This window comes from Microbacterium rhizophilum (assembly GCF_039605615.1).
Classification (GTDB): domain Bacteria; phylum Actinomycetota; class Actinomycetes; order Actinomycetales; family Microbacteriaceae; genus Microbacterium; species Microbacterium rhizophilus.
Genome location: NZ_JBCNUN010000010.1, coordinates 83,010 through 103,937, shown reverse-complemented (window position 1 = coordinate 103,937; position 20,928 = coordinate 83,010). Strand labels below are relative to the sequence as shown.

At 71.9% G+C, this 20,928-nt stretch carries 20 protein-coding genes; 13 read left to right on the top strand and 7 right to left on the bottom strand.

Annotation, left to right across the window (positions count from 1 at the left end; all coding sequences use genetic code 11):
• Positions 1-76 precede the first annotated feature (76 nt).
• Positions 77-1,102 carry a 6-phosphofructokinase gene (locus AAD528_RS15105; RefSeq protein ID WP_345752909.1) on the top strand — a complete coding sequence of 342 codons (1,026 nt, stop codon included), beginning with the start codon at positions 77-79 and terminating at the stop codon, positions 1,100-1,102.
• Positions 1,103-1,270: 168 nt separating this feature from the next.
• Here AAD528_RS15105 and AAD528_RS15100 read toward each other — a convergent pair whose 3' ends face one another.
• Positions 1,271-2,209 (bottom strand): endonuclease domain-containing protein, encoded by a 939-nt coding sequence (locus AAD528_RS15100; protein WP_345752908.1) that lies wholly within the window; start codon positions 2,207-2,209, stop codon positions 1,271-1,273.
• A 219-nt stretch (positions 2,210-2,428) separates the two neighbouring features.
• Complete coding sequence (locus AAD528_RS15095) at positions 2,429-4,573, bottom strand: S9 family peptidase (RefSeq protein ID WP_345752907.1); 2,145 nt, start codon at positions 4,571-4,573, stop codon at positions 2,429-2,431.
• Positions 4,574-4,770: 197 nt separating this feature from the next.
• Here AAD528_RS15095 and AAD528_RS15090 point away from each other — a divergent pair, with 197 nt between their 5' ends.
• The 4 genes from AAD528_RS15090 (at position 4,771) to AAD528_RS15075 (ending at position 8,845) form a co-directional block, all read left to right on the top strand.
• Positions 4,771-6,036: an inorganic phosphate transporter gene (locus AAD528_RS15090; RefSeq protein ID WP_345752906.1), complete on the top strand. Its 1,266-nt coding sequence runs from the start codon at positions 4,771-4,773 to the stop codon at positions 6,034-6,036.
• Positions 6,033-6,359, top strand: coding sequence for a peptidase (locus tag AAD528_RS15085; RefSeq protein ID WP_345752905.1), 327 nt, complete (start codon positions 6,033-6,035; stop codon positions 6,357-6,359). The genes AAD528_RS15090 and AAD528_RS15085 overlap by 4 nt, the downstream gene beginning before the upstream one ends.
• A gap of 28 nt (positions 6,360-6,387) precedes the next feature.
• The gene (locus AAD528_RS15080) at positions 6,388-7,299 is read left to right on the top strand and encodes a phosphodiesterase (protein ID WP_345752904.1); all 912 of its coding nucleotides are present in this window, start codon (positions 6,388-6,390) and stop codon (positions 7,297-7,299) included.
• A gap of 88 nt (positions 7,300-7,387) precedes the next feature.
• On the top strand, positions 7,388-8,845 hold the full coding sequence (locus tag AAD528_RS15075) for an aspartate ammonia-lyase (RefSeq protein ID WP_345752903.1): 1,458 nt from the start codon (positions 7,388-7,390) through the stop codon (positions 8,843-8,845).
• A 4-nt stretch (positions 8,846-8,849) separates the two neighbouring features.
• Here the strand turns inward: AAD528_RS15075 and AAD528_RS15070 are convergent, their stop codons facing one another.
• The 4 genes from AAD528_RS15070 to AAD528_RS15055 all read right to left on the bottom strand — a co-directional run bounded on the left by AAD528_RS15070 (position 8,850) and on the right by AAD528_RS15055 (position 13,200).
• Positions 8,850-9,500, bottom strand: a complete 651-nt coding sequence (locus tag AAD528_RS15070; RefSeq protein ID WP_345752902.1) for a response regulator — start codon at positions 9,498-9,500, stop codon at positions 8,850-8,852.
• The gene (locus AAD528_RS15065; RefSeq protein WP_345752901.1) at positions 9,497-11,506 is read right to left on the bottom strand and encodes a sensor histidine kinase; all 2,010 of its coding nucleotides are present in this window, start codon (positions 11,504-11,506) and stop codon (positions 9,497-9,499) included. The genes AAD528_RS15070 and AAD528_RS15065 overlap by 4 nt, the downstream gene beginning before the upstream one ends.
• Positions 11,507-11,528: 22 nt before the next feature.
• Complete coding sequence (locus tag AAD528_RS15060) at positions 11,529-12,191, bottom strand: hypothetical protein (protein WP_345752900.1); 663 nt, start codon at positions 12,189-12,191, stop codon at positions 11,529-11,531.
• A gap of 139 nt (positions 12,192-12,330) precedes the next feature.
• Complete coding sequence (locus AAD528_RS15055; RefSeq protein WP_345752899.1) at positions 12,331-13,200, bottom strand: fumarylacetoacetate hydrolase family protein; 870 nt, start codon at positions 13,198-13,200, stop codon at positions 12,331-12,333.
• 107 nt (positions 13,201-13,307) lie between these two features.
• On the opposite strand from AAD528_RS15055, the gene AAD528_RS15050 reads away from it, so the two are divergent.
• From AAD528_RS15050 to AAD528_RS15025, 6 genes are all read left to right on the top strand, one after another.
• Positions 13,308-14,510 carry a PrsW family intramembrane metalloprotease gene (locus AAD528_RS15050; RefSeq protein WP_345752898.1) on the top strand — a complete coding sequence of 401 codons (1,203 nt, stop codon included), beginning with the start codon at positions 13,308-13,310 and terminating at the stop codon, positions 14,508-14,510.
• 189 nt (positions 14,511-14,699) lie between these two features.
• Complete coding sequence (locus AAD528_RS15045) at positions 14,700-15,071, top strand: FKBP-type peptidyl-prolyl cis-trans isomerase (RefSeq protein ID WP_345752897.1); 372 nt, start codon at positions 14,700-14,702, stop codon at positions 15,069-15,071.
• Positions 15,072-15,206: 135 nt separating this feature from the next.
• Positions 15,207-15,755, top strand: a complete 549-nt coding sequence (locus AAD528_RS15040) for a YceI family protein (RefSeq protein ID WP_345752896.1) — start codon at positions 15,207-15,209, stop codon at positions 15,753-15,755.
• A gap of 129 nt (positions 15,756-15,884) precedes the next feature.
• Positions 15,885-16,250, top strand: a complete 366-nt coding sequence (locus tag AAD528_RS15035) for a YciI family protein (RefSeq protein WP_345752895.1) — start codon at positions 15,885-15,887, stop codon at positions 16,248-16,250.
• Positions 16,247-16,600 carry a YciI family protein gene (locus AAD528_RS15030; protein WP_345752894.1) on the top strand — a complete coding sequence of 118 codons (354 nt, stop codon included), beginning with the start codon at positions 16,247-16,249 and terminating at the stop codon, positions 16,598-16,600. The genes AAD528_RS15035 and AAD528_RS15030 overlap by 4 nt, the downstream gene beginning before the upstream one ends.
• Positions 16,601-16,617: 17 nt before the next feature.
• Positions 16,618-17,838: an RNA polymerase sigma factor gene (locus AAD528_RS15025; protein ID WP_345752893.1), complete on the top strand. Its 1,221-nt coding sequence runs from the start codon at positions 16,618-16,620 to the stop codon at positions 17,836-17,838.
• Here the strand turns inward: AAD528_RS15025 and AAD528_RS15020 are convergent.
• Entirely contained in the window at positions 17,811-19,109 is a 1,299-nt protein-coding gene (locus tag AAD528_RS15020) for an MFS transporter (protein WP_345752892.1), read from the bottom strand. The two genes, AAD528_RS15025 and AAD528_RS15020, sit on opposite strands and share 28 nt — an antisense overlap.
• Positions 19,110-19,295: 186 nt before the next feature.
• On the opposite strand from AAD528_RS15020, the gene rpsO reads away from it, so the two are divergent.
• Complete coding sequence (gene rpsO / locus AAD528_RS15015) at positions 19,296-19,565, top strand: 30S ribosomal protein S15 (RefSeq protein ID WP_005048780.1); 270 nt, start codon at positions 19,296-19,298, stop codon at positions 19,563-19,565.
• A gap of 414 nt (positions 19,566-19,979) precedes the next feature.
• Positions 19,980-20,897 carry an iron uptake transporter permease EfeU gene (gene efeU, locus AAD528_RS15010; RefSeq protein WP_345752891.1) on the top strand — a complete coding sequence of 306 codons (918 nt, stop codon included), beginning with the start codon at positions 19,980-19,982 and terminating at the stop codon, positions 20,895-20,897.
• Positions 20,898-20,928: the final 31 nt, after the last annotated feature.

Sequence of the window (20,928 nt, the reverse complement as noted above, 5' to 3'; positions counted from 1 at the left end):
TCGCGCCGGCGCGCTCGCACGGCGGTGATGCGCCGACCGGCTTCGGCATCGTCGGCGATCGGCTAGCGTCGGGATCATGAAGATCGGAATCCTCACGTCCGGGGGTGACTGCCCCGGACTGAATGCGGTCATCCGCGGCATCGTCCTCAAGGGCACCACCAGCTACGACCTCGAGTTCGTCGGAATCCGCGACGGCTGGCGCGGCGTCGTCGAAGCGGACTTCTTCCCGCTCACCCGTCACGAGGTCAAGGGCCTCGCGAAGGTCGGCGGCACCATCCTCGGCACGAGCCGCACGAACCCCTACGAGGGGCGCGGCGGCGCCGACAACATCAAGGCGACCCTCGCAGAGCACGGCATCGACGGCATCGTCGCGATCGGCGGCGAGGGCACCCTGGCCGCCGCGGACCGGCTCTCGAAGGACGGCGTGCCCGTCTTCGGCGTGCCCAAGACGATCGACAACGACCTCGGCGCGACGGACTACTCGTTCGGCTTCGACACGGCCGTGAACATCGCCACCGAGGCCATGGACCGCCTGCGCACCACGGGCGACTCGCACCAGCGCTGCATGGTGGCCGAGGTCATGGGCCGTCATGTCGGCTGGATCGCCCTGCATGCGGGCATGGCGGCCGGCGCCCACGTGATCTGCATCCCCGAGGTGCCGCTGTCCATCGAGGAGATCACGGCGCAGGTCACGTCGGCGTTCGAGCGCGGTCGCGCGCCGCTCGTCGTGGTCTCCGAGGGCTTCAAGCTCAAGGGCCAGGAGGAGGCGTACAGCGACAAGGGCCTCGACGCCTTCAACCGCCCGCGCCTGGGCGGCATCAGCGAGGTGCTCGCGCCCGAGATCGAGCGCATCACCGGCATCGAGACCCGCGCGACCGTGCTGGGCCACATCCAGCGCGGCGGATCGCCGTCCGGCTTCGACCGCGTGCTCGCCACCCGCCTCGGCCTGCACGCCGCCGACGCGGTGGTGCAGCAAGCGTGGGGCGAGATGGTCGCCCTGCGCGGCACCGACATCGTCCGCGTGCCGTTCGCCGACGCGCTCGGCGAGCTGCACACGGTGCCGCAGTCCCGCTACGAGGAGGCAGCGGCCCTCTTCGGCTGAGCCTCGACGACGGAAGCCCCTCGGTGCGTGCGGCGCCGAGGGGCTTCCGTCGTCCGTGGCCAGTGCCTGCGGACATGTCCCACTTGGGGCCGGTATGCGCTCATCCGCGTCCCAGTTCGCGCCGAATCGCGGCCGAAAGCGGCCGGAAATGGGACACGGACCGGCGGATCAGCCGGGCCAGCCGCATTCGCGCAGCGCGTCGCGCACCATCCGCACCGCCGCGGGGCGCGGGCCGCGGACATGGTGATCGAGGAGCCGGATGTGACGCCATCCGGTCTGCCGGATCGCCTCCCAGCGGTCGGCATCCTTCGCGAACTGCGACGGATCCGCGTGGTGCCGACCGTCGTATTCGAATGCGAGCCCGTACTCGGGGTACGCCGCGTCCAGGCGGGCGACGAAGCGTCCGCGCGCGTCGAGCAGGCGGTACTGCAGCACGGGTTCGGGCAGCCCGGCGCGGGTGATCAGCAGTCGCGACCGCGTCTCGCCGGCCGACTCCGACCCGATCCGCACCTCTCGGAGCGCGCGCGTCAGCCGACCGTCGGTCACGTCTCCCATGAGCTCGACCTCCGCTTCGAGTTCGCCGATGGTGGCGAGGCGGTTCTTCGGCAGGACGAGGAAGTCGGCGGCGGCGATCAGGTCATCGAGCGCCCAGAGGGTGCCCGTCTGACGCCACGCACGGACGGCGTCTTCGACTCGGAAGCCGGCGGGCGTCGTCACCCAGGCCAGTTCGCGCACCTGCAGCCGGTGGCCGATGACGCCGCCGATGCGGGGCTCCCGGCGCGGCCGATGCGCCGATACGTGGAGCTCGACCGAGGACGCCGGTTCGGGGCGAGGCGCGCCCTGCAGGGCGAGCGAGGTCGCGTGACTGTAGAACTGCCATGGCTTCAGGCGGGGTGCGTACTTCCAGGCGGCCACCGCCAGTTCGTTGCGCCGTCCGTCGTAGGGCTCGGTGAAGAAGACGGGGATCTCGCCGGCGATCCGCACGCCCCGGTAGGGGACCTCCAGGTCTCCGGCCCGCAGGCGCTTCGCGCTGATGCCGCGCTCGGCGGCGTCCGACACGAGGAAGCGAGCGGGAGCACCAGTGGGCAGCGGGGCGGGAGTGCGCATGGCGACGAGCCTTGCGGCCACGGTGAGTCGAGAGTCCTCGATTCACCGATCTGGGAGCTCACTCGCACCGGGAGGGGGTTGTGGACGAGGCGCCGCGCGGCCGTGTCCCACTTGGCGCCTGAATACGCTGCGGGAAGGGCGGCAAGTGGGACACGGATGACCGCAGACGGGCGCCACGTGGGACACGCCCCGGGGTGGACCGGGGATCAGGCCCGGGGATCAGGCGTCCGCGACGCCGAGCACGTCGAACAGCCACGCGAGCTGGAAGGCGCGCTCGCGCCACGCGTTGTAGCGGCCGCTGACGCCGCCGTGGCCGGCCACCATCTCGCACTTGAACAGGGCGTTCGCGCCCACGTCGCGCAGGCGCGCGACCCACTTGGCGGGCTCGACGTACAGCACGCGCGTGTCGTTGAGCGACGTCATCGCCAGGATCCGCGGGTACGTCACGCCCTCGCGCACGTTCTCGTAGGGCGAGTACGACTTCATGTACTCGTAGACCTCCGGGTCGTGCAGCGGGTCGCCCCACTCGTCCCACTCGATCACCGTCAGCGGCAGGGACGGATCCAGGATGGTCGTGAGCGCGTCGACGAACGGCACGTCCGCGAGCACGCCCGCGAACAGCTCGGGCGCGAGGTTCGCGATCGCGCCCATCAGCAGGCCGCCGGCCGATCCGCCCTCCGCGACCAGGCGATCCGGCGCCGTGTATCCCTGGGAGACGAGGTGGCGCGCGACGTCCACGAAGTCCGTGAACGTGTTGCGCTTCGCGCGCAGCTTGCCATCCTCGTACCACTGCCGGCCCATCTCGCCGCCGCCGCGCACGTGCGCCACCGCGAAGACGATGCCGCGGTCGAGCTCGGACAGACGCGCGACCGAGAACGCCGGGTCGATCGAGTGCTCGTACGAGCCATAGCCGTACAGGTGCATGGGCCGGACGGCCGCACCCGGCTCGCCGAACGAGCGCTTCCACACGAGCGAGACGGGGATGCGGGTGCCGTCCTGCGCGGGGGCCCACACCCGGGCCTGACCGTACTCCTCGGGGTCGTAGCCGCCGAGCACCTCGACCTGACGACGCAGGATCATCTCGCGCGTCTCGAGGACGTACTCGAACACGGATCCGGGCGTGGTGAAGGAGCCGTAGCCCAGGCGCAGCACGGGCGGGGCCCACTCGGGGTTGCTGCCGAGGCCCGCGGCGAACAGCGGCTCGTCGAAGTCGATCTCGGTGAGCGCGTGCGTGCGGTAGTCGAGCAGCGCGACGCGGGGGAGCCCGTCGCGGCGGTACTCGACCACGGCGAAGTCGCGGAAGCAGTCGATGTCGAGCAGGCGCCGACCCGGCTCATGCGCCAGGACGGTCTCGACCACGTCGGGCGCGCCGACGCGGGCGCGCACGAGCTCGAAGTCGAGCGCGCCGTCGTTGTGCAGGATGTAGAGCCAGTCCTCGCCGTCGATCACCGCGTGGTCCACGCCGTACTCGACGCCCTCGCGACGCGGCCACACCACCTGCGGTGCGGCATCCGGATCCGTCGCGACGGTCGCCGCGTCGAGCAGCGAGACCTCGCTCGTGATGCTCGATCCGGACTCCACCACGAGGAAGCGGTCGCTGCGCGTCACGCCCGCGCCGACCCAGAATCGGTCGTCCGCGTCGTGGTAGATCTCGCGGTCGTCGTCGCGGCTCGCCGAGCCCACCGGGTGCAGCCAGGCCCGATCCGGGCGCCACGCGTCGTCGACGGTCGTGTACACGATGTGCGTGCCGCCGGGCAGGAAGGCCGCCCCCGACGAGGTGCCCTCGATCACGTCGGGCAGGATCGCGCCGGTGCGGAGGTCCTTGATCCGGATCGTGTAGCGCTCGTCACCGGCGACGTCCACCGCCCACAGCATGAGCGCGCCGTCCTTGGACACGTCGAACGATCCCAGAGAGAAGAACTCGTGGCCGTCGGCCTCGGCGTTGGCGTCGAGCAGCACCTGCTCGCCCGGCACCTCGACCTCGGGGCTGAGCACCGGGGGAGTCCAGTCGTCGGGGCCGGCGATGGGCGCGCGGCACTGCAGTCCGTACTGCTTGCCGGCGATCGTGCGGCCGTAGTACCACCAGCCGTCGCGGCGGCTCGGCAGGCTCAGGTCGGTCTCGCGCACGCGTCCCTTGATCTCCTGGAACACGCGCCCGCGCAGCGGCTCGAGGTGGGCGAGCGCCGCGTCGGTGTGGGCGTTCTCGGACTCGAGGTGCGCGATGACCTCGGGGGAGTCCTTCTCGCGCAGCCACTCGTACGGGTCGTCGAAGGTGTCGCCGTGGTGGGTGCGGGCGGACGGGCGCCGGTCGGGGCGCGGGGCGGGGACGGAGGAGGCGTTCGGGGTGGACGCGCTGGCGATCATCCGACAACGCTATCCGCCGCACGGCCGGGACGGCCCCATCGCGCGGGCGACGTGCGCGCGATGGGGCCGCGGTTTGACCGCTTCCGCCGCCGGTGCGAGGATCGGTGACTGTCTGGTTGCCAGATCGTGAACACACGGCGAACTCTTCGTTCGCGCTTCTCGGATCCCTCGGATCCCCGCATCACGGAAGGCGGACGGTGGAAACCGCAGCCCTCATCGTCGCGCTCGTCATCGCGCTGGCGCTCTTCTTCGACTTCACCAACGGCTTCCACGACACCGCGAACGCGATGGCGACCCCCATCGCCACGGGCGCGCTGAAGCCCAAGACGGCCGTCGCGATCGCCGCCGTCCTCAACCTGGTGGGCGCGTTCCTCTCGACCGAGGTCGCCAAGACCATCTCGGGCGGGATGATCCGCGAGGACCAGATCTCGGGCGCGGTGTTCCCCTCGCTGGTGTTCGCGGGCCTGATCGGCGCCATCACCTGGAACATGCTGACGTGGCTGCTCGGCTTGCCGTCGAGCTCCTCCCACGCCCTGTTCGGCGGCCTCATCGGCGCCACGATCGTCGGCATCGGCGCGCAGGGCATCGACTTCGGCGTGGTGGTCTCGAAGGTCGTGCTGCCCGCCGTGCTCGCGCCGCTCACCGCGGGGATCATCGCGTACATCGTGACCAAGATCGCCTACGTCGTCACGCGCCGCTACGACGGCAAGCCCGACGGCCGCGACGGCTTCCGCTGGGGCCAGATCTTCACGTCCTCGCTCGTCGCGCTCGCCCACGGCACGAACGACGCGCAGAAGACCATGGGCATCATCACGCTCGCGCTGATCGCCGCGGGCTGGCAGGACCATCCCGAGCCCGAGTGGTGGGTCATCCTGTCGGCCGCGGCCGCGATCGCGCTCGGCACGTACGTGGGCGGCTGGCGGATCATCCGCACGCTGGGCAAGGGCCTCACGGACGTCAAGCCCGCGCAGGGCTTCTCGGCGGAGACCTCCACGGCCGCGACGATCCTCGCCTCGAGCCACCTCGGATTCGCACTGTCCACGACGCAGGTCGCCTCGGGCTCGGTGATCGGATCGGGCCTCGGACGTCGCGGATCGGAGGTGCGCTGGCGCACGGTCGGCCGGATCGCGGTGGGCTGGCTGCTGACGCTGCCCGCGGCGGGCGTCGTCGGCGCGCTGGCGGCGCTGCTCGTGGTGTGGTCGCGGTCGCTCGGTCTCGGCGCGACGGGCGTCGTGATCGACGCGATCATCGCGTTCGCGATCATCCTGTTCCTGTTCCTGCGCTCGCGCCGCGACGAGGTGCACGCGGGCAACGCCATGAGCGAGGTCGCCGCGTCCGGTCACGCCGTCAAGGTCGACGAGAACCCGCCGCCCACGCCCCGCCAGCAGCGCGCGATGTCCGAGAAGGCACGCCAGAAGGCGGCGGCGAAGCAGCAGGGCGGCCGCGAGGGAGACGACAAGTGACCATCGACTGGAGCGCCTTCGTCCTCGTCTTCGCCGCGGCGCTGATCGGCGCGGTCGTCGTGGTCGGCTTCTACGCCCTCGGCCTGCGGTTGCTCGCGCGCAGCGGCCGCGTGCCCGTGGTCGCGCCCGCCACCTTCACCGACGCGATCACCGTGCTGTCGCCCAAGCAGATCGCCAAGGCGGCGAAGGCCGCCGCCAAGGCCGCCGCGAAGAGCCCGCTGACGGACGCGCAGAAGCGCCTCTCGCTGCTCGGCGCGTACGCGTGCTTCGTGCTGTGCGCGCTCGCGGTGGCCTCGGGCATCTTCCTGATCGTCCTGGGCTGAGGTCGCTGGGCCCACCTAGTCTGGAGCCATGCAGTTCGGTCAGCACGCGCCCGCCCACCGGACGATCGTCCATCTGAGCGACACCCATCTGCTGGCGCGCAACGCGCCGCTCGGCGGACGGTACGACACCGAGGCGAACCTGCGGCGCACGCTCGAGCGGCTCGAGCAGCTCGCCGCCGACGGGGCGGTCCGACCCGACGCGCTGGTGTTCACGGGCGACCTCACCGACCTCGGCGAGCCCGAGGCCTACCTGCGCCTGCGGGAGCTGGTGGAGCCCGCGGCGGCGCGCCTGGGCGCGCCGATCGCATGGGTCGCGGGCAACCACGACGAGCGCCCGGAGATGCGCCGCGACCTGCTCGGGCTCTCGGCCGACGAGACGCCCGTCACCGGCGTGTGGGACCTCGGCGGCCTGCGCCTGATCGCCCTCGACAGCTCGGTGCCGGGATGGCACCACGGCGAGATCGACGCGGCCCAGCGCGAGTGGCTGCGCGAGGTGCTCTCGACGCCCGCCCCGCTCGGCACGATCCTGGCCCTGCATCATCCGCCCCTGCCGAGTCACGTGCCGCTGTTCGGCATCCTCGAGCTGCGCGATCAGGCCGCGCTCGCCGAGGTGATCGCCGGATCCGACGTGCGCGCGATCCTCGCGGGGCACCTGCACTACTCGATGAGCGGCACGTTCGCGGGCGTCCCCGTGAGCGTCGCCTCCGCGTCCTGCTACACGATGGACGTCGCGCGGCCGCCGCTGCGCGTGAACGGGATGGACGCCGGCCAGAGCTTCCACCTGGTGCACGTGTACGACGACACGATCACCCACACGGTCGTCCCGGTCGACGCCGACGATCCGGCCGGCTTCTTCACGCCCGAGTGGTACGAGCGGATGGCGCAGCTGACGCCGCAGCAGCGCCTGGAGGCGTTCTCGCGCAAGCCGCCCCGCGCGTGACCCGGGTGCGGGCCAGGGGCGTCGCCTAGGCTCGACGGGTGGCCTCCTCGACGGCGAGGAGGCTGGCCGCGAACCCACAAGGAGCACGATGGCTGACAGCTCGACCACCCGCATCGAGACCGACTCGCTGGGATCCATGGAGATCCCCGCCGACGTCCACTGGGGCATCCACACCGCCCGTGCGATGGAGAACTTCGACATCTCGAAGCGTCCCATCGCGGTGTACCCCGAGCTCGTCGTCGCGCTGGCGATGGTGAAGCAGGCGGCGGCGCGCGCGAACCGGGAGATCGGCGTGCTCGCGCCGGCGAAGGCGGATCTGATCGACCGCGCCGCGCAGCGCGTGATCGACGGCGAGTTCCACGACCAGTTCGTCGTCGGGGTGATCCAGGGCGGCGCCGGGACGTCGACCAACATGAACGCGAACGAGGTCATCACCAACATCGCGCTCGAGCTGGCGGGCCGGGAGAAGGGCGACTACGCCTTCCTGTCGCCGATCGACCACACGAACCGCAGCCAGTCGACGAACGACGTCTATCCGACCGCCATCAAGGTCGGCATCTCGCTCGTGCACGTCTCGCTGCTGACGGAGATCGACCTGCTGCGCCGCGCCTTCCTCGCGAAGGCGCGAGAGTTCCACGACGTGCTCAAGGTCGGCCGCACGCAGCTGCAGGACGCCGTGCCGATGACCCTCGGGCAGGAGTTCCACGGCTTCGCCACGACGCTGGGGGAGGACCACCAGCGCCTCGCCGAGAACTCGTCGCTGCTGACGGAGATCAACCTCGGCGCCACCGCGATCGGCACGGGCGTCACGGCCCCGCACGGCTACGCGGAGGCGGTGCGCCGCCACCTGTGCGAGATCTCGGGCCTGCCGCTGACGACCGCCACCGACCTCGTCGAGGCCACCAGCGACACGGGCGCGTTCATGTCGTTCTCCTCGTCGCTCAAGCGCAACGCCATGAAGCTCTCGAAGATCTGCAACGACCTGCGGCTGCTGTCGTCGGGCCCGCAGGCGGGCCTCGGCGAGATCAACCTGCCCGCGCGCCAGGCAGGGTCCAGCATCATGCCGGGGAAGGTGAACCCGGTCATCCCGGAGGTCGTGAACCAGGTCGCTTTCTCGGTCGCGGGCGCCGACATGACGGTGACCATGGCGGCCGAGGCCGGGCAGCTGCAGCTGAACGCCTTCGAGCCGGTGATCGCCCACTCGATCCTGCAGTCGATCACGTGGATGCGTCAGGGCATGCGCACGCTGCGCGTCAACTGCGTCGACGGGATCACCGCGAACCGCGAGCGCCTGGGCGCGATGGTGGGATCCTCGGTGGGCGTGATCACGGCGCTCACGCCGTTCATCGGCTACGCCGCGGCGGCCGCGCTCGCCAAGGCCGCACTGCTGACGAACCGCAACGTCGCCGACCTGGTGGTCGAGGCGGGCCTGATGGACCGCGCCGAGGTAGACAAGCAGCTCTCGCCCGCGCGCCTGTCCGGCATCGAGGCGATCACGGCCGCGCTCCCGATCATCTCGCCGGAGGACATCCCGACGACATCCTGAGGAGTCAGGACCCAGGGGCGCTGGCGCCCAGGCCCGCGTCGCGCGCGAGCGAGATCGCGTGCGCGCGGTCGCGGGCTCCGAGCTTGAGGAAGATCGACGACACGGAGTTCTGGACGGTCTTCACGGAGACGCCCAGCAGCTCCGCGACCGCCTGGTTCCCGAGCCCGCGAGCCATCCGCTCCAGCACCTCGTGCTCGCGGTCGGTGAGCGCGGGGAAGACGCGCGAGCGACCGGAGTCCGCGTGTGACAGGGCGATCTGGGCCGCCCCGGCGTCCAGGACGAACTGGCCGTCGGCGACGGCGAGGATCGCGTGGATGATCGACTCGGGCGGGGCGTCCTTCGACAGGAAGCCGCGCGCACCGGCGCGCAGGGCCTGTCGCACGTGGAGGCCGTCGGAGTACATGGTCAGCACGATCGCGGCGGTGGCCGTCCCTTCGGCGGCGAGCCGCGCGATCACGGATGCGCCGCCCTCGCCCGGGATGCCGAGATCGACGAGAGCGATGTCCGGTCGAAGCGCCGCCGCCGCCGCCACCGCGGCTTCGGTGTCGGCGGCCTCGCCCACGACCTCGATCTCGGGCACCTGCGCGAGGAGCGCCTTGATCCCCTCCCGGAACACGGCGTGGTCCTCGACCACGAGGAGACGGACCGGGGTCACGGCGTCGCCCGGATCCGCGCGCGCACGGTCGTGCCGCCGCGGTCTGCGCTGTCGATCGCGAACGCGCCGTCCAGCTCCTCGACCCGTCGCCGCATCGAGGTGAGCCCCATGCCGCTCACGTAGGGAGACGGCATCCCGCGGCCGTCGTCCGCGACCTCGACGACGAGATCGTCCGCGTCGCGCACGAGCGACACGAGGACGCGGGTCGCCTCCGCATGCCGGATGACGTTCGCGAGCGCCTCGAGAACGACCAGATGCGCCGCCTGCTCGACCTCGGGCGGCAACGGCCGATCACATGCCGCCTGCAGCGAGATCCGCGGGCCCCCGGCCGCGTTGAGGGCGTCGACGTGCTCCGCAGTCGCGCCGACGAGGCCGGCCTCGGCGACGGGACTGCGCTGCATGTCGTGGGCGAAGCGGCGCGCATCGCTCGCCGCGAGACGCAGGCGCTCGGCGAGACGCGCGGCCGACTCGGCTTCGGGCGTCCCGGCGGGCAGCGATCGCCGCAGGGCCTCCGCGGTGAGTCCGGCGCCTGCGAGCAGCGGCGCGAAGCCGTCGTGCAGATCGCGGCCGATGCGCGCGCGCACCTCGGCGGCGCCGCGGATCGCCGCCTGGCGCGCGGCCGTCAGCTCCGCGTCGCGCCGGACGCCGAAGATCACGACGGCGGAGTGCTCGGCGAGGTGCGCGAGGAGGACCTCGTCGCCCCTCGTGTAGCGCTCACCGGGGGAGCGTCCCGCGAGCCTGACCTCGCCGAGCCGTTCGCCGCGGTGCTCCAGCGGCAGCACGATGACGGGCTCGGTCGGCGTCCCCGCGGCGGCGACCTCGACGAGCCGCCCGTCGCGATGCAGGTGCAGGCTCCCGGAGGTGGCGCGGACCGCGTCGATGAACGTCATCAGGATGGCCCGGCCCACGGCCGGCTCGTCTCCGTGATCCGTCGACTCGCGCAGCCGGACGATCGCGTCCAGTGGGGAGCCGCGCGACCCGACGATCGCGCGCTCCAAGCGGCGCTGGAGGCCCCGGCGGACGGGCTCCGCGAATGCCGCGACCGCGAGGGCGCCGGTGACCGCCGCGGCCCAGGGCTGCGCCGGGGCCGGAAGGGCGGCGAGGAGCGACGAGCCCGCCAGGTACGCGATCGCGAACAGCGCGCCGAGAACGATCGTGAGCAGCGAGTAGACGGCCAGCCGGTTGACGACGACCCGGACGTCGTACAGCCCGTGCCGCACGACGGCGACGGCGATCGCCGCGATCAGTGCGAGCGGCCAGATCGTCATCCCGAGCTGGAACACGGGCTCGGGCACGGCGCCGTGCGCTGCGTTGAAGGCGAGACCGCTGACGAGCACCGCGGCGAGGACGCCGACCTGGCGACGCAGCGGAGCGCCGCCCCGTACGCAGCGCGCCACCAGCACCGCGGCGGAGGCGATCACCGCGGGAACGGCGATCGCGATCCCGACGACCGCGGCGGCCTCCGAGACGGCGGGCGAGGCGAGAGGATTGGGCATCGCCGGGTCGCTCGCCGCGATCCGCTCGGCCGTGATCTCGGCGACTCCCAGCGCGATCATCGCGATGATCGTCGCGGCCTCGACGATCCGCCACCCGCGCCCCCGCGGCGGTCCCGCGGGGAAGGCCGCGGGAAGGAAGGTGATGAGCGGCAGGATGTGGATCGGCCACAAGGCGCCGGACGCGAGATGCAGCGGGACGGCCGCCGCCCAGCCGGCGCCGAGCGCGAGGTCTCCGAGGCCGTTCGCCAGCACCGACGCCGCGCCGCCGGTCGCGGCCGCCAGGAGGACGGTCGCGACCGGCGCGGCCGCGGGAGCGTGCGCCAGGCCGCCGGCGACGGCGGCCAGCGCGAGGGTCAGCGAGACGTTCTGGACGAGCTCCCAGGTCAGCGCGGGTCGATCGGCGGCCAGAGCGGCCGCGACCATCGCGGCGGCTCCCACCAGGACGGCCACTGCGGCGACTCCCCCGAAGCGGGCCAGCAGTGCGGATGAGCGACTCTCCTGCGCTCCCACGGCGCCCTCCTCACGATGCGCGTCACGATAGCAGCGGCTCTCGCGGCGCGACACCGCGCGGTGCGCGCCGCCGCAGGCTCGTGGCGACGATGATCACGCCGAGCGCGGTGTACGTCACGGTGATGCCCCACGGCACGACGTAGCTGAGCACGAATCCGAGGAGCATGAGGACGCCGACGAGGCGGGGCATGCCGCGGTCGCGCAGGAACGCGATCGTCAGCAGGACGACTCCGGCGTACGCGACGTAGACGAGGTCCTCGATGCGTGCGAACGGCCCCGCGATGTCTCCGCGGCCGAGGACGAGGCCCCAGACCAGCGTGCCGATCGTCAGGACGACATGCACCACCGGGAGCACCGCCACCATCGACGCGGCGATCGCTCCCAGGCGCCGCTGCGCGGCGGCGCGCCTCGCCCACAGCGAGAGCACGGCCACGGGGATGAAGAGGTTGCCCATCATGATCGTCGTCCGCGCGAGCCATTGCGGCGGCTCCTCCGCGCCGGTGGCGGCGAGGGACAGGATCACCATGGTCTGGATGTCGAAGAGGACCGCACCCAGCACCAGCAGGAGCGCGACGATCGGCAGGGGGAGTCGAGCGAGGAGGTGCACGATGCCGAGGCGGCTGCGGAGCGGTGGAGACTCGGTGCCCTGGGCTCGGGGACGTGCCGGGGTGTCGGGGATGGCCATCTGATTCTCGCTTTCGTGTCGAGCCGGATATCCGGTCATCGACACGTTCGCACCGGGCATTCCCGGGAATCAGGGGCGCCGTGCCCCGTCCTGCCGGGAAGATCCCGGCAGGCAGGGGCGCGGCGACGCGTCGCCGACCTCAGTCGACGACGCGGCAGTGCGTGGTGAGCTCGCCGATGCCGTCGATGCCGACCGTGACGGTCGAGCGGTCGCGCATCAGCACCTGCGGTGTGCGCGAGTAGCCGGATCCGCCGGGGCTGCCGGTCGAGATCAGCGTGCCGGGAAGCAGCGTGATGCCGCGCGAGAGGTGGGCGATCAGCTTCGCGACCGAGCGCACCATCGTGCCGGTCGTGGAGTCCTGCATGGTGTGTCCGTCGAGCACGGTCCAGATGTGCAGATCCTGCGGATCCGGCACCTCGGCCGCCGTGACGACGTACGGACCGACGGGCGTGAAGCCGTCGAACGACTTCGCGCGGCACCACTGCGCCTCTGAGTACTGGATGTTGCGCGCCGTGATGTCGTTGACGACCGTGTAGCCGAACACGTGGTCGAGCGCGTCCTCCTCGCTCACGTCGCGCGCGGGCCGGCCGATGATGACGCCGAGCTCCGCCTCGTAGTCGACGGCCTCGCTGAGCGAGCGCGACCACGTGGCGGTGCCCTCGTGCGCCGCGATGGAGTTCGGCCACAGGGTGAACACCGTCGGGGTGTCGTCGGTCTTCAGGTTCAGCTCGCCGGCGTGCGCCGAGTAGTTCAGCCCGATCGCCATGATCGTCGGCGGCATCAGCACGGCCGGGGCGAACGTCGTGTCGGCGATCGCGACGCGCTGACCTGCGAAGCCCGCGGCCGCGTCGCGGACGGCGGTCTGCAGCGCCTCGCCGCCGGCGATCAGCTGCTCGAGCGTGGCGGGCCCCTCCGGCAGGAGCGCTGGCACCGGGATCGCGTCCTGGCCGTCGACGAGGACGAGAGTGGGGGAGTCGCCCCCGGGCAGCACGACGTGGGCGAAACGCATGGCTCCAGGCTACCGGCACCGGATGCACTCGCCTCTCGCGCCCGAGGGCCCGGCAATATGATGACCGGGATCGCGGTCGCGCGCGCCGCGGCGATGGGGGAGAGCACGTGACGCATGACACCGGTTCACCGCACGAGCAGTCGTTCGCGACCGCCCTCGCCCAGCCCGCCTATGGAGCCGGGGCGGCGATCGCGCCCGCGCCGGCGGCCACCGCGACGCTGCCCGTGCAGTCCCGCCAGGGCCGTCGCGCCTGGGTGTGGCTGTGGCCCGTGCTGGGTCTTCTCGCCCTCGCCCTGATCGCGTACTTCGTGACGTTCCTCGGTCCCGCGGCATCCGTCGTGGGTCTCGTCGCGGCTCTCATCCCCTATGCCGTCGTGATCGCCACGGTGGTGCTCATCGACCGCTGGGAGCCCGAGCCCAAGGGCCTGGTGTTCTTCGCTCTCGCGTGGGGCGGCGTCGGATCCATCGCCTTCACGCTGCTGTTCGACCTCGCCCTGACGATCGTGCTGCCGTCCCGCGGCGACTTCCTCACATCGGTGATCCAGGCCCCGCTCGTGGAGGAGGGTTTCAAGGGCATCGGACTGCTGCTCGTGTTCTGGATGGGCCGCCGCGCGCTGGACGGGCCGGTGGACGGCGTCGTGTACGGCGCCATGATCGGCGCGGGCTTCGCCTTCACCGAGAACATCCAGTACTTCGCGATCTCCACGATCGAGGGCGGCGCCGGCGCGCTCGGCTTCACGTTCTTCCTGCGCGCGATCCTGTCGCCCTTCGCGCACGCGATGTTCACGGCGTGCACCGGCTTCGCCCTCGGCCTCGCCGCGCGGCGCGGGCTCGGCTCGGGCCCCGCGCTGGGGCTCGCGGCCGTCGGCTACGTCGCGGCGGTGCTGCTGCACGCGCTGTGGAACGGCGCCTCGTTCGTGGTCGGCGGCGGGCTCGTCGGCTTCCTCGGGTACTACGTGGTGCTGCAGGTGCCGATCTTCGCGCTCTTCGTCTGGGGCGTCGTGATGCTGCGCCGCGAGGAGGCGCGCCTGACGCGCGAGCGCCTCGGCGACTACGCGGCCGCCGGCTGGTTCACGCCGCAGGAGGTCGAGATGCTCGCCACCGCGGCCGGGCGCCGCACGGGCAGGGCGTGGGCGGCCGGGCTGCCCGGAGACCGCAGCCGGCTGATGACCGTGTTCATCCGGGACTCGGCCTCGCTCGCCGCCGCGCGCCAGCGGGCGATCTCGGGCCGCGATCCACAGGCCGCGCACGACGAGCACGTGCTGCTGGCGCGGATCACCGCGACGCGTCGGGCGCTGCTGTCGCACTGAGCCGGCCGGGGGTCTTGACACCCGCGACCCCTCCGGCGCATCCTCTTAGTAGATCAACTCAGCGCCCGGAAGACTCGCAGGCATCGCCGCAGCCCGGGCGCTGAGTGCTTTCTGGACGGTGTCACGCTCACGGCGTAATCATCGCGAGCGCTTGCGCGCGGTCGCGCGGTTCGTGGTTCGATGGATCGCATGAGCGCAGATCGCACCAAGCCCGAGTTCGACGCACCCCAGGGCCCCGCGCCCTCCGAGCTCGCCATCCGCGACATCATCGAGGGCGATGGCGCCGAGGCGAAGCCCGGCGACACCGTCACCGTGCACTACGCGGGTGTCGAGTACGACAACGGCGAGGAGTTCGACTCGTCCTGGAGCCGCGGCGAGAGCATCCAGTTCCCGCTGCGCGGCCTGATCCAGGGCTGGCAGGACGGCATCCCCGGCATGAAGGTGGGTGGCCGCCGCGAGCTGGTCATCCCGCCGCACCTGGCCTACGGCCCCGCCGGCGCCGGCCACTTCCTCAGCGGCAAGACCCTGATCTTCATCATCGATCTGATCGACGTCGCCTGACACGCACCGAAGCGCCCTCCACGCGGGGGGCGCTTCGTCGTTTCCGCAACATTCACGCGCGCGTCGGGAATATATGCACGCGCATGCGTATTGTCATCGTTATACCGCCGTCAAGGCACGACTTCGAGGAGAGCAATGACCATCGAGATCCCCGGCTACCGTCCCGGCACCTACGTCATCGACCCCGCGCACAGCGAAGTGGGCTTCAACGTCCGCCACATGATGATCTCCAAGGTGAAGGGCACGTTCCACGTGATCGAGGGCACGATCGTCGCCCCCGAGAACCCCCTCGAGGCGAAGGTCACGGCCAAGGCCGACGTCGCGTCGATCAACACGAAGGACGAGGGTCGCGACCAGCACCTGCGCTCGGCCGACTTCTTCGACGCCGAGAGCCACCCCACGATCGAGTTCGCCTCGACCGGTGTGCGCGAGGAGAACGGCGAGTTCCTCGTCGACGGCGACCTCACGATCCGCGGCATCACGAAGCCCGTCACCTTCACGATCGAGCTGGGCGGCTTCGGCGTCGACCCGTACGGCAACTACAAGGCGGGTGCGACCGGCAGCACGACGATCGACCGCGAGGCCTTCGGCCTGACGTGGAACGCCGCTCTCGAGACCGGCGGCGTGCTCGTCGGCAAGGACGTCACGATCACGCTCGACCTGCAGGGCGCCCTGCAGGCGTAGTCCTCAGGACCGAAGGGGCGGGCGGCCGGTCGGCACCCGCCCCTTTCGCGTGTCCGGATCGAGACTGTCGAATCCTCCTGTCGTCGCACGTCATCCCAGTGACAGAATCCCCACGACAGGAGGAACGCCATGACCCAGTACGCCATCCTGCTCCCCGGCGACGAGGGGGCCTGGGAGCGCGCGAGCGACGAGGAGCGCGCAGCGGTGTACGCGCTGCACGGCGACTTCGCGCGTGCGCTCGCCGAACGCGGGCACCGGATCACCGGGGGCGCGGAGCTCGAGCTCTCGCACGGCGCCAAGACCGTGAGGAGGGGACCCACGGGAGAGGTGCTCATCACGGACGGCCCCTACGCCGAGGCCGCCGAGCAGCTCACGGGCTTCTACCTCGTCGAATTCGACGACCTCGACGATCTGCTGCAGATCTGCGGCATCCTCGCGCACGGTGAGAACATCGAGGTGCGCGCCGTCGTCGAGCGGGAGGGACAGGAGCCGTGAGGTTCCTCATCCTGCTGGCGGGCGAGGACCACTTCGAGAAGTGGGACGCCGCGGACGACGCCACCAGGGACGCCGCGTTCGCCGCGTACCGGGCGTTCGCCGAGGCGGTCGCGCGGCGCGGCAGGATCATCGAGGGCGACGCGCTGTCGCATCCCGACACCGCACGAACCGTGCGCGCCGGAACTCCGGCGAGAGTCACGGAAGGGCCCTACGCCGAGACCGTCGAGCAGCTGGGCGGCTTCTACCTGATCGACGTCCCGTCGTGGGACGACGCGGTCGAGCTCGCGGGCCTGCTGCCGGGCGACGATCATCGCGAGGTGCGCCGGGCGCTCGGCGTGGGGGTCGTCTGACCGCGGTCGAGCGGATGATGCGCGACGAGTGGGGCCGCCTGCTCGCGCTCCTCGCCGCGCAGCATCGGCGACTCGATCTCGCCGAGGACGGCCTCGCGGACGCGTTCGAGGCCGCGGCGCGCACCTGGCCGATCGACGGGATCCCCGTCAACCCGCCCGCGTGGCTGCTCGCGGTCGCGCGGCGGCGCATCCTGGACCGCCTGCGCTCCGAGGCCGTCGCCGCGCGGCGCCTGCCGCTGCTCGCGGTCGAGGCCGACCTGCGGGAGCGGGCCCAGCGGGTCATGGTGGACGCGGGGGAGGTCGTCGTGGACGAGCGGCTGCGTCTCGTGCTGCTGTGCGCGCACCCGCGACTGTCGCGCGAGGCCGCCGCGGCGCTCGCGCTGCGCCTCGTGCTGGGCGTCGCCACGGAGGACATCGCGCGACTGTTCCTCGTGCCGCACGCGACCATGTCGGCTCGTCTCACGCGCGCCCGCGCCAGGGTCGCGGGGGAGCGGTTCGAGGTGCCGTCGGGGGACGCGCTCGCGGCGCGCGTGCAGACCGTGGCCGATATCGCGTACCTGGCCTTCACCGCGGGATATGCCCCGGGATCGGGCCCCGACGCGGTGCGCGCCGAGCTCGCGGGCGAGGGGATCCGGCTCGTGCGGGTGCTGCGCGAGGTGACGACCCGAGCCCCCACGCACGCCGTCGACCTCGACGCCCTGCTCGCGCTCATGCTGCTGCAGCACGCCCGACGGGACGCCCGGGTGCGGGATGGATCCCCGGTGCTGCTGCCCGACCAGGATCGCTCGCGGTGGCGCCACGACGAGATCGCCGAGGCGCTCGCGCTGCTGCGTCCGCGGCTCGCCGGCCCGCCGACGCCGTACCTGCTGCAGGCGCTCATCGCGGCGGAGCACGCCGTCGCGCCCACGGCGGCCGACACGGCGTGGGACCGCGTGGTGGCTCACTACGACGAGCTGCTCGCGCTCGGCGAATCGCCCGTGGTGAGGCTGAACCGGGCGGTCGCGCTGGCGGAGCGGGACGGGCCGGCCGCGGGCCTCGCCGCGCTCGCCGGCATCGCGCTGCGCGGCCACCGGCTGCCCGCCGTGCGCGCCGAGCTGCTCGGGCGGGCGGGTGAGCACGCCGCGGCCCTCGAGTCGTTCGACGCGGCGATCGCCCTCTGCGCGAACGACGCCGAGCGCGCGCACCTCGAGAGCCGTCGCGCCGCGCTGGCTCAGGGCACGGGGTGCTCGGCGTCGTAGGCGCGGAAGCGCGTCGCGAAGCGCAGGACCACGCCGACGATCACGATGATCGCGACACCGCCAGCGAGCGGCGGGAACCACAGGGCGATGGCCGAGAGCGTGCCGGTGAAGAACGCGCCGATGCGCGGACCGCCGGCGACCACGACCATGAAGATGCCCTGCAGCCGGCCGCGCACCGCGTCGGGGACCGCGGACTGCAGCATCGTCTGGCGGAAGATCGCGCTGATGTTGTCCGCCGCGCCCGTGAGCGCCAGGCACGCGCAGGCGAGCACGATCAGCAGGATGTCCGGATGCGCGGCGTCGACGCGCCCCGCGGGCGTCCAGCCCGCGGCCGCGGCGAGCAGCACCAGGCCGAACAGCGCGGTCGCCAGGCCGAACGCCTGGATCGCGCGGGCGATGCCGACGCCCTGACGCCGGACGGATCCGACGCGGCCCGAGAACAGGCTCGAGACGAGCACGCCCACCGCGATCGCCGCCATCAGGATGCCCGAGGTCACCTCGCCGCCGCCGAGGAGCAGCACGCCGAGCGCGGGGAACAGCGCGATGGGCTGCCCGAACGTCATCGCGATCACGTCGAGGATGAACTGCATCCGGATGTTCGGCGCGATCTTCAGGAACGCGAGGCCGTCGACGATCGACTTCAGCCCCGGGCGGTCGGTCTGGCCCTCGGGTGCGAGGGGCGGGAGCGTCGCGAGCCCCAGGAACAGTGACAGGGTCAGGATCGCGTCGATCGTGTAGGTGATCGGGTAGCTGAACGCCGCCACCAGCACACCGCCCAGCGCGGGCCCCGCCATCACCATGACGCCGGTCGTGATGCCCGTCAGCGCGGCGGCCGCCGGGATGAGGTGCCGGCCCACGAGCTTGGGCGTCATCGCGGCCTTGGTGGCGCCCGCGACCGTGCTGGCCGAGGAGTTGACGATGGAGAGGCCGTACAGCCACCACTCGTTGACGTGGCCGGTCCACGCGAGCACGGCGAGCAGGACGGTCGCGCTCCACCCGATGGTCGCCGCGATCAGGGCCACGAGGCGGCGGTCGAAGTGGTCGGCGAGCATTCCGCCGTACAGCCCCGCGACGACCATCGGGACGAGCCCGGCCACCGCGATCATCGAGACCGCGAACGTGTCGTGCGTCAGGGCGAACATGTGCAGCATCACGGCGGTGACCGTGAGCTGCGCACCGAGCCCGCCGAGCAGGGTGCCGACCCACAGGCGCGCGAAGGCAGGGCTCTCGGTGAGGGGGCGGAGGTCGATGAGATGGCCGCGCGAGCTCACGCGCGGAACCTGCTGGTGTGACGCACGGATCGAGGCTATCCGGTGGGCGGCGCGGGGGCGCCGCGCGGCGGCGGAGGCCGCCGATCACTGGTAGAGTGTTGTGGTTGCCGTTCGATCGGCCGCGGATAAAGAGAGCTCGCGCATCAGGCGTCGGGCGCCGCGCAATGAGGAGAGAGGGGATCACCTATGGCACTGGAAGCAGACGTCAAGAAGGCGATCATCGAAGAGTACGCGACGCACCCCGGTGACACCGGATCCCCCGAGGTGCAGGTCGCGATGCTGACGCAGCGCATCAAGGACCTCACCGAGCACCTCAAGGAGCACAAGCACGACCACCACTCGCGTCGTGGCCTGTTCCTGCTCGTCGGTCAGCGCCGCCGCCTGCTGGGTTACCTGCAGGACATCGACATCAACCGCTACCGCTCGCTCATCGAGCGTCTCGGTCTGCGTCGATAAGCAGCAGAGCGCACCAGCGTTCAATCGTCTTCTCGAAGGCCCGTCCCAGGTGTGGGACGGGCCTTCGGTCTTTCTCATAGCTCGCTTCGCTCGCGTCTCGCACGCTCGCGCCGACGCTTCGCGCCGGACACTCGCGAGCGAGGGCGCTGTCGCTTCGCTCCATCGCCGGCAGCGCTTCGCGCTGCGGGGTCGCTTCGCTCCACGCTCGCTGCGCTCGCACCGGGGGCCGGGGTTCGCTCATGCGGGAGTCCCGGGCTGCTCGTGCGGGAGTGGGGTGTCTTCGACGTCGAAGCAATGCCGTCGGAGGAGTTTGCGCGGTTCGGTCGGCGGGGGTAGTTTCTTTTCTTAGGTGAGCCTTACCTACCAATGCGGCCGTCGGTCGCGCATCCCTTCCCCGATTGCGAGTCATCCCGCGTGTTCGCGAGCTTCCTGATCGGCCTGCGCGAGGGCCTCGAGGCCGCGCTCGTCGTCGGCATCCTGGTCGCCTACCTCGTCCGCGCGGGGCGGCGGGACGTGCTGCCGCGCCTGCTCGCCGGCGTGGGCCTCGCGGTCCTGCTGGCGCTCGGGATCGGCGCGATCCTCACCTTCGGGGCGTACACGCTCAGCTTCGAGGCGCAGGAGATCATCGGCGGCGGGATGTCGCTGCTGACCGTGGTCATGGTGACGTGGATGGTCTTCTGGATGCAGAAGGTCGCGCGGACCATGAAGGCCGACCTCGAGGAGCACGCCGAGCGCGCCCTGGTCAGCGGATCGCTGTGGGCGATCGTGGCCGTCGGGTTCCTCTCCGTCGCGCGCGAGGGCATCGAGACCACCCTGCTGCTGTGGTCGATGGTGCGCTCGTTCGGCGATGCGCCCCAGGCGCTCGCGGGCGCCGTGCTGGGTCTCGTCGCCGCGGTGCTGCTCGGCTGGCTGCTGCAGCGCGGCATGGTGCGCCTCGACCTGCGCCGTTTCTTCACGTGGACGGGCGGCGTGCTCGTGGTCGTCGCGGCCGGCGTGCTCGCGTACGGCGTGCACGACCTGCAGGAGGCCGGCGTGCTGCCGGGGCCGTTCGGCGCACTCGCGCCCATCGACCCCGCCGGCGGCCACGTCGTGGTGGGGCCCGCCGGCTTCCCGTTCGGCTACGCGTTCGACGTCGGCGCGGCCATCGCCCCCCGCGGGACCCTGGCCGCCGTGCTCCAGGCGACCATCGGGTTCACGCCGGTGATGACCTGGCTGCAGGTCATCGCCTGGGCGGCGTTCCTGGTCATCGTCGGCACGATCTTCGTGCGGCGCGTCCGTCGCCGCCGGTCCGCCCCCGCCGCCGAACGCGCGCCGGTCGGCTCCTCCGTCTGATCCCACCCTCCCCACCGAACCGAAGGACCCC

Bases quoted from the DNA above. Each gene is read 5' to 3' on its own strand.
- AAD528_RS15100 (WP_345752908.1), bottom strand. From the start codon at position 2,209: ATGCGCACTCCCGCCCCGCTGCCCACTGGTGCTCCCGCTCGCTTCCTC.
- AAD528_RS15080 (WP_345752904.1), top strand. From the start codon at position 6,388: ATGCAGTTCGGTCAGCACGCGCCCGCCCACCGGACGATCGTCCATCTG.
- AAD528_RS15105 (WP_345752909.1), top strand. From the start codon at position 77: ATGAAGATCGGAATCCTCACGTCCGGGGGTGACTGCCCCGGACTGAAT.
- AAD528_RS15025 (WP_345752893.1), top strand. From the start codon at position 16,618: ATGCGCGACGAGTGGGGCCGCCTGCTCGCGCTCCTCGCCGCGCAGCAT.
- AAD528_RS15045 (WP_345752897.1), top strand. From the start codon at position 14,700: ATGAGCGCAGATCGCACCAAGCCCGAGTTCGACGCACCCCAGGGCCCC.
- AAD528_RS15035 (WP_345752895.1), top strand. From the start codon at position 15,885: ATGACCCAGTACGCCATCCTGCTCCCCGGCGACGAGGGGGCCTGGGAG.
- AAD528_RS15055 (WP_345752899.1), bottom strand. From the start codon at position 13,200: ATGCGTTTCGCCCACGTCGTGCTGCCCGGGGGCGACTCCCCCACTCTC.
- AAD528_RS15095 (WP_345752907.1), bottom strand. From the start codon at position 4,573: ATGATCGCCAGCGCGTCCACCCCGAACGCCTCCTCCGTCCCCGCCCCG.
- AAD528_RS15075 (WP_345752903.1), top strand. From the start codon at position 7,388: ATGGCTGACAGCTCGACCACCCGCATCGAGACCGACTCGCTGGGATCC.
- rpsO (WP_005048780.1), top strand. From the start codon at position 19,296: ATGGCACTGGAAGCAGACGTCAAGAAGGCGATCATCGAAGAGTACGCG.
- AAD528_RS15060 (WP_345752900.1), bottom strand. From the start codon at position 12,191: ATGGCCATCCCCGACACCCCGGCACGTCCCCGAGCCCAGGGCACCGAG.
- AAD528_RS15040 (WP_345752896.1), top strand. From the start codon at position 15,207: ATGACCATCGAGATCCCCGGCTACCGTCCCGGCACCTACGTCATCGAC.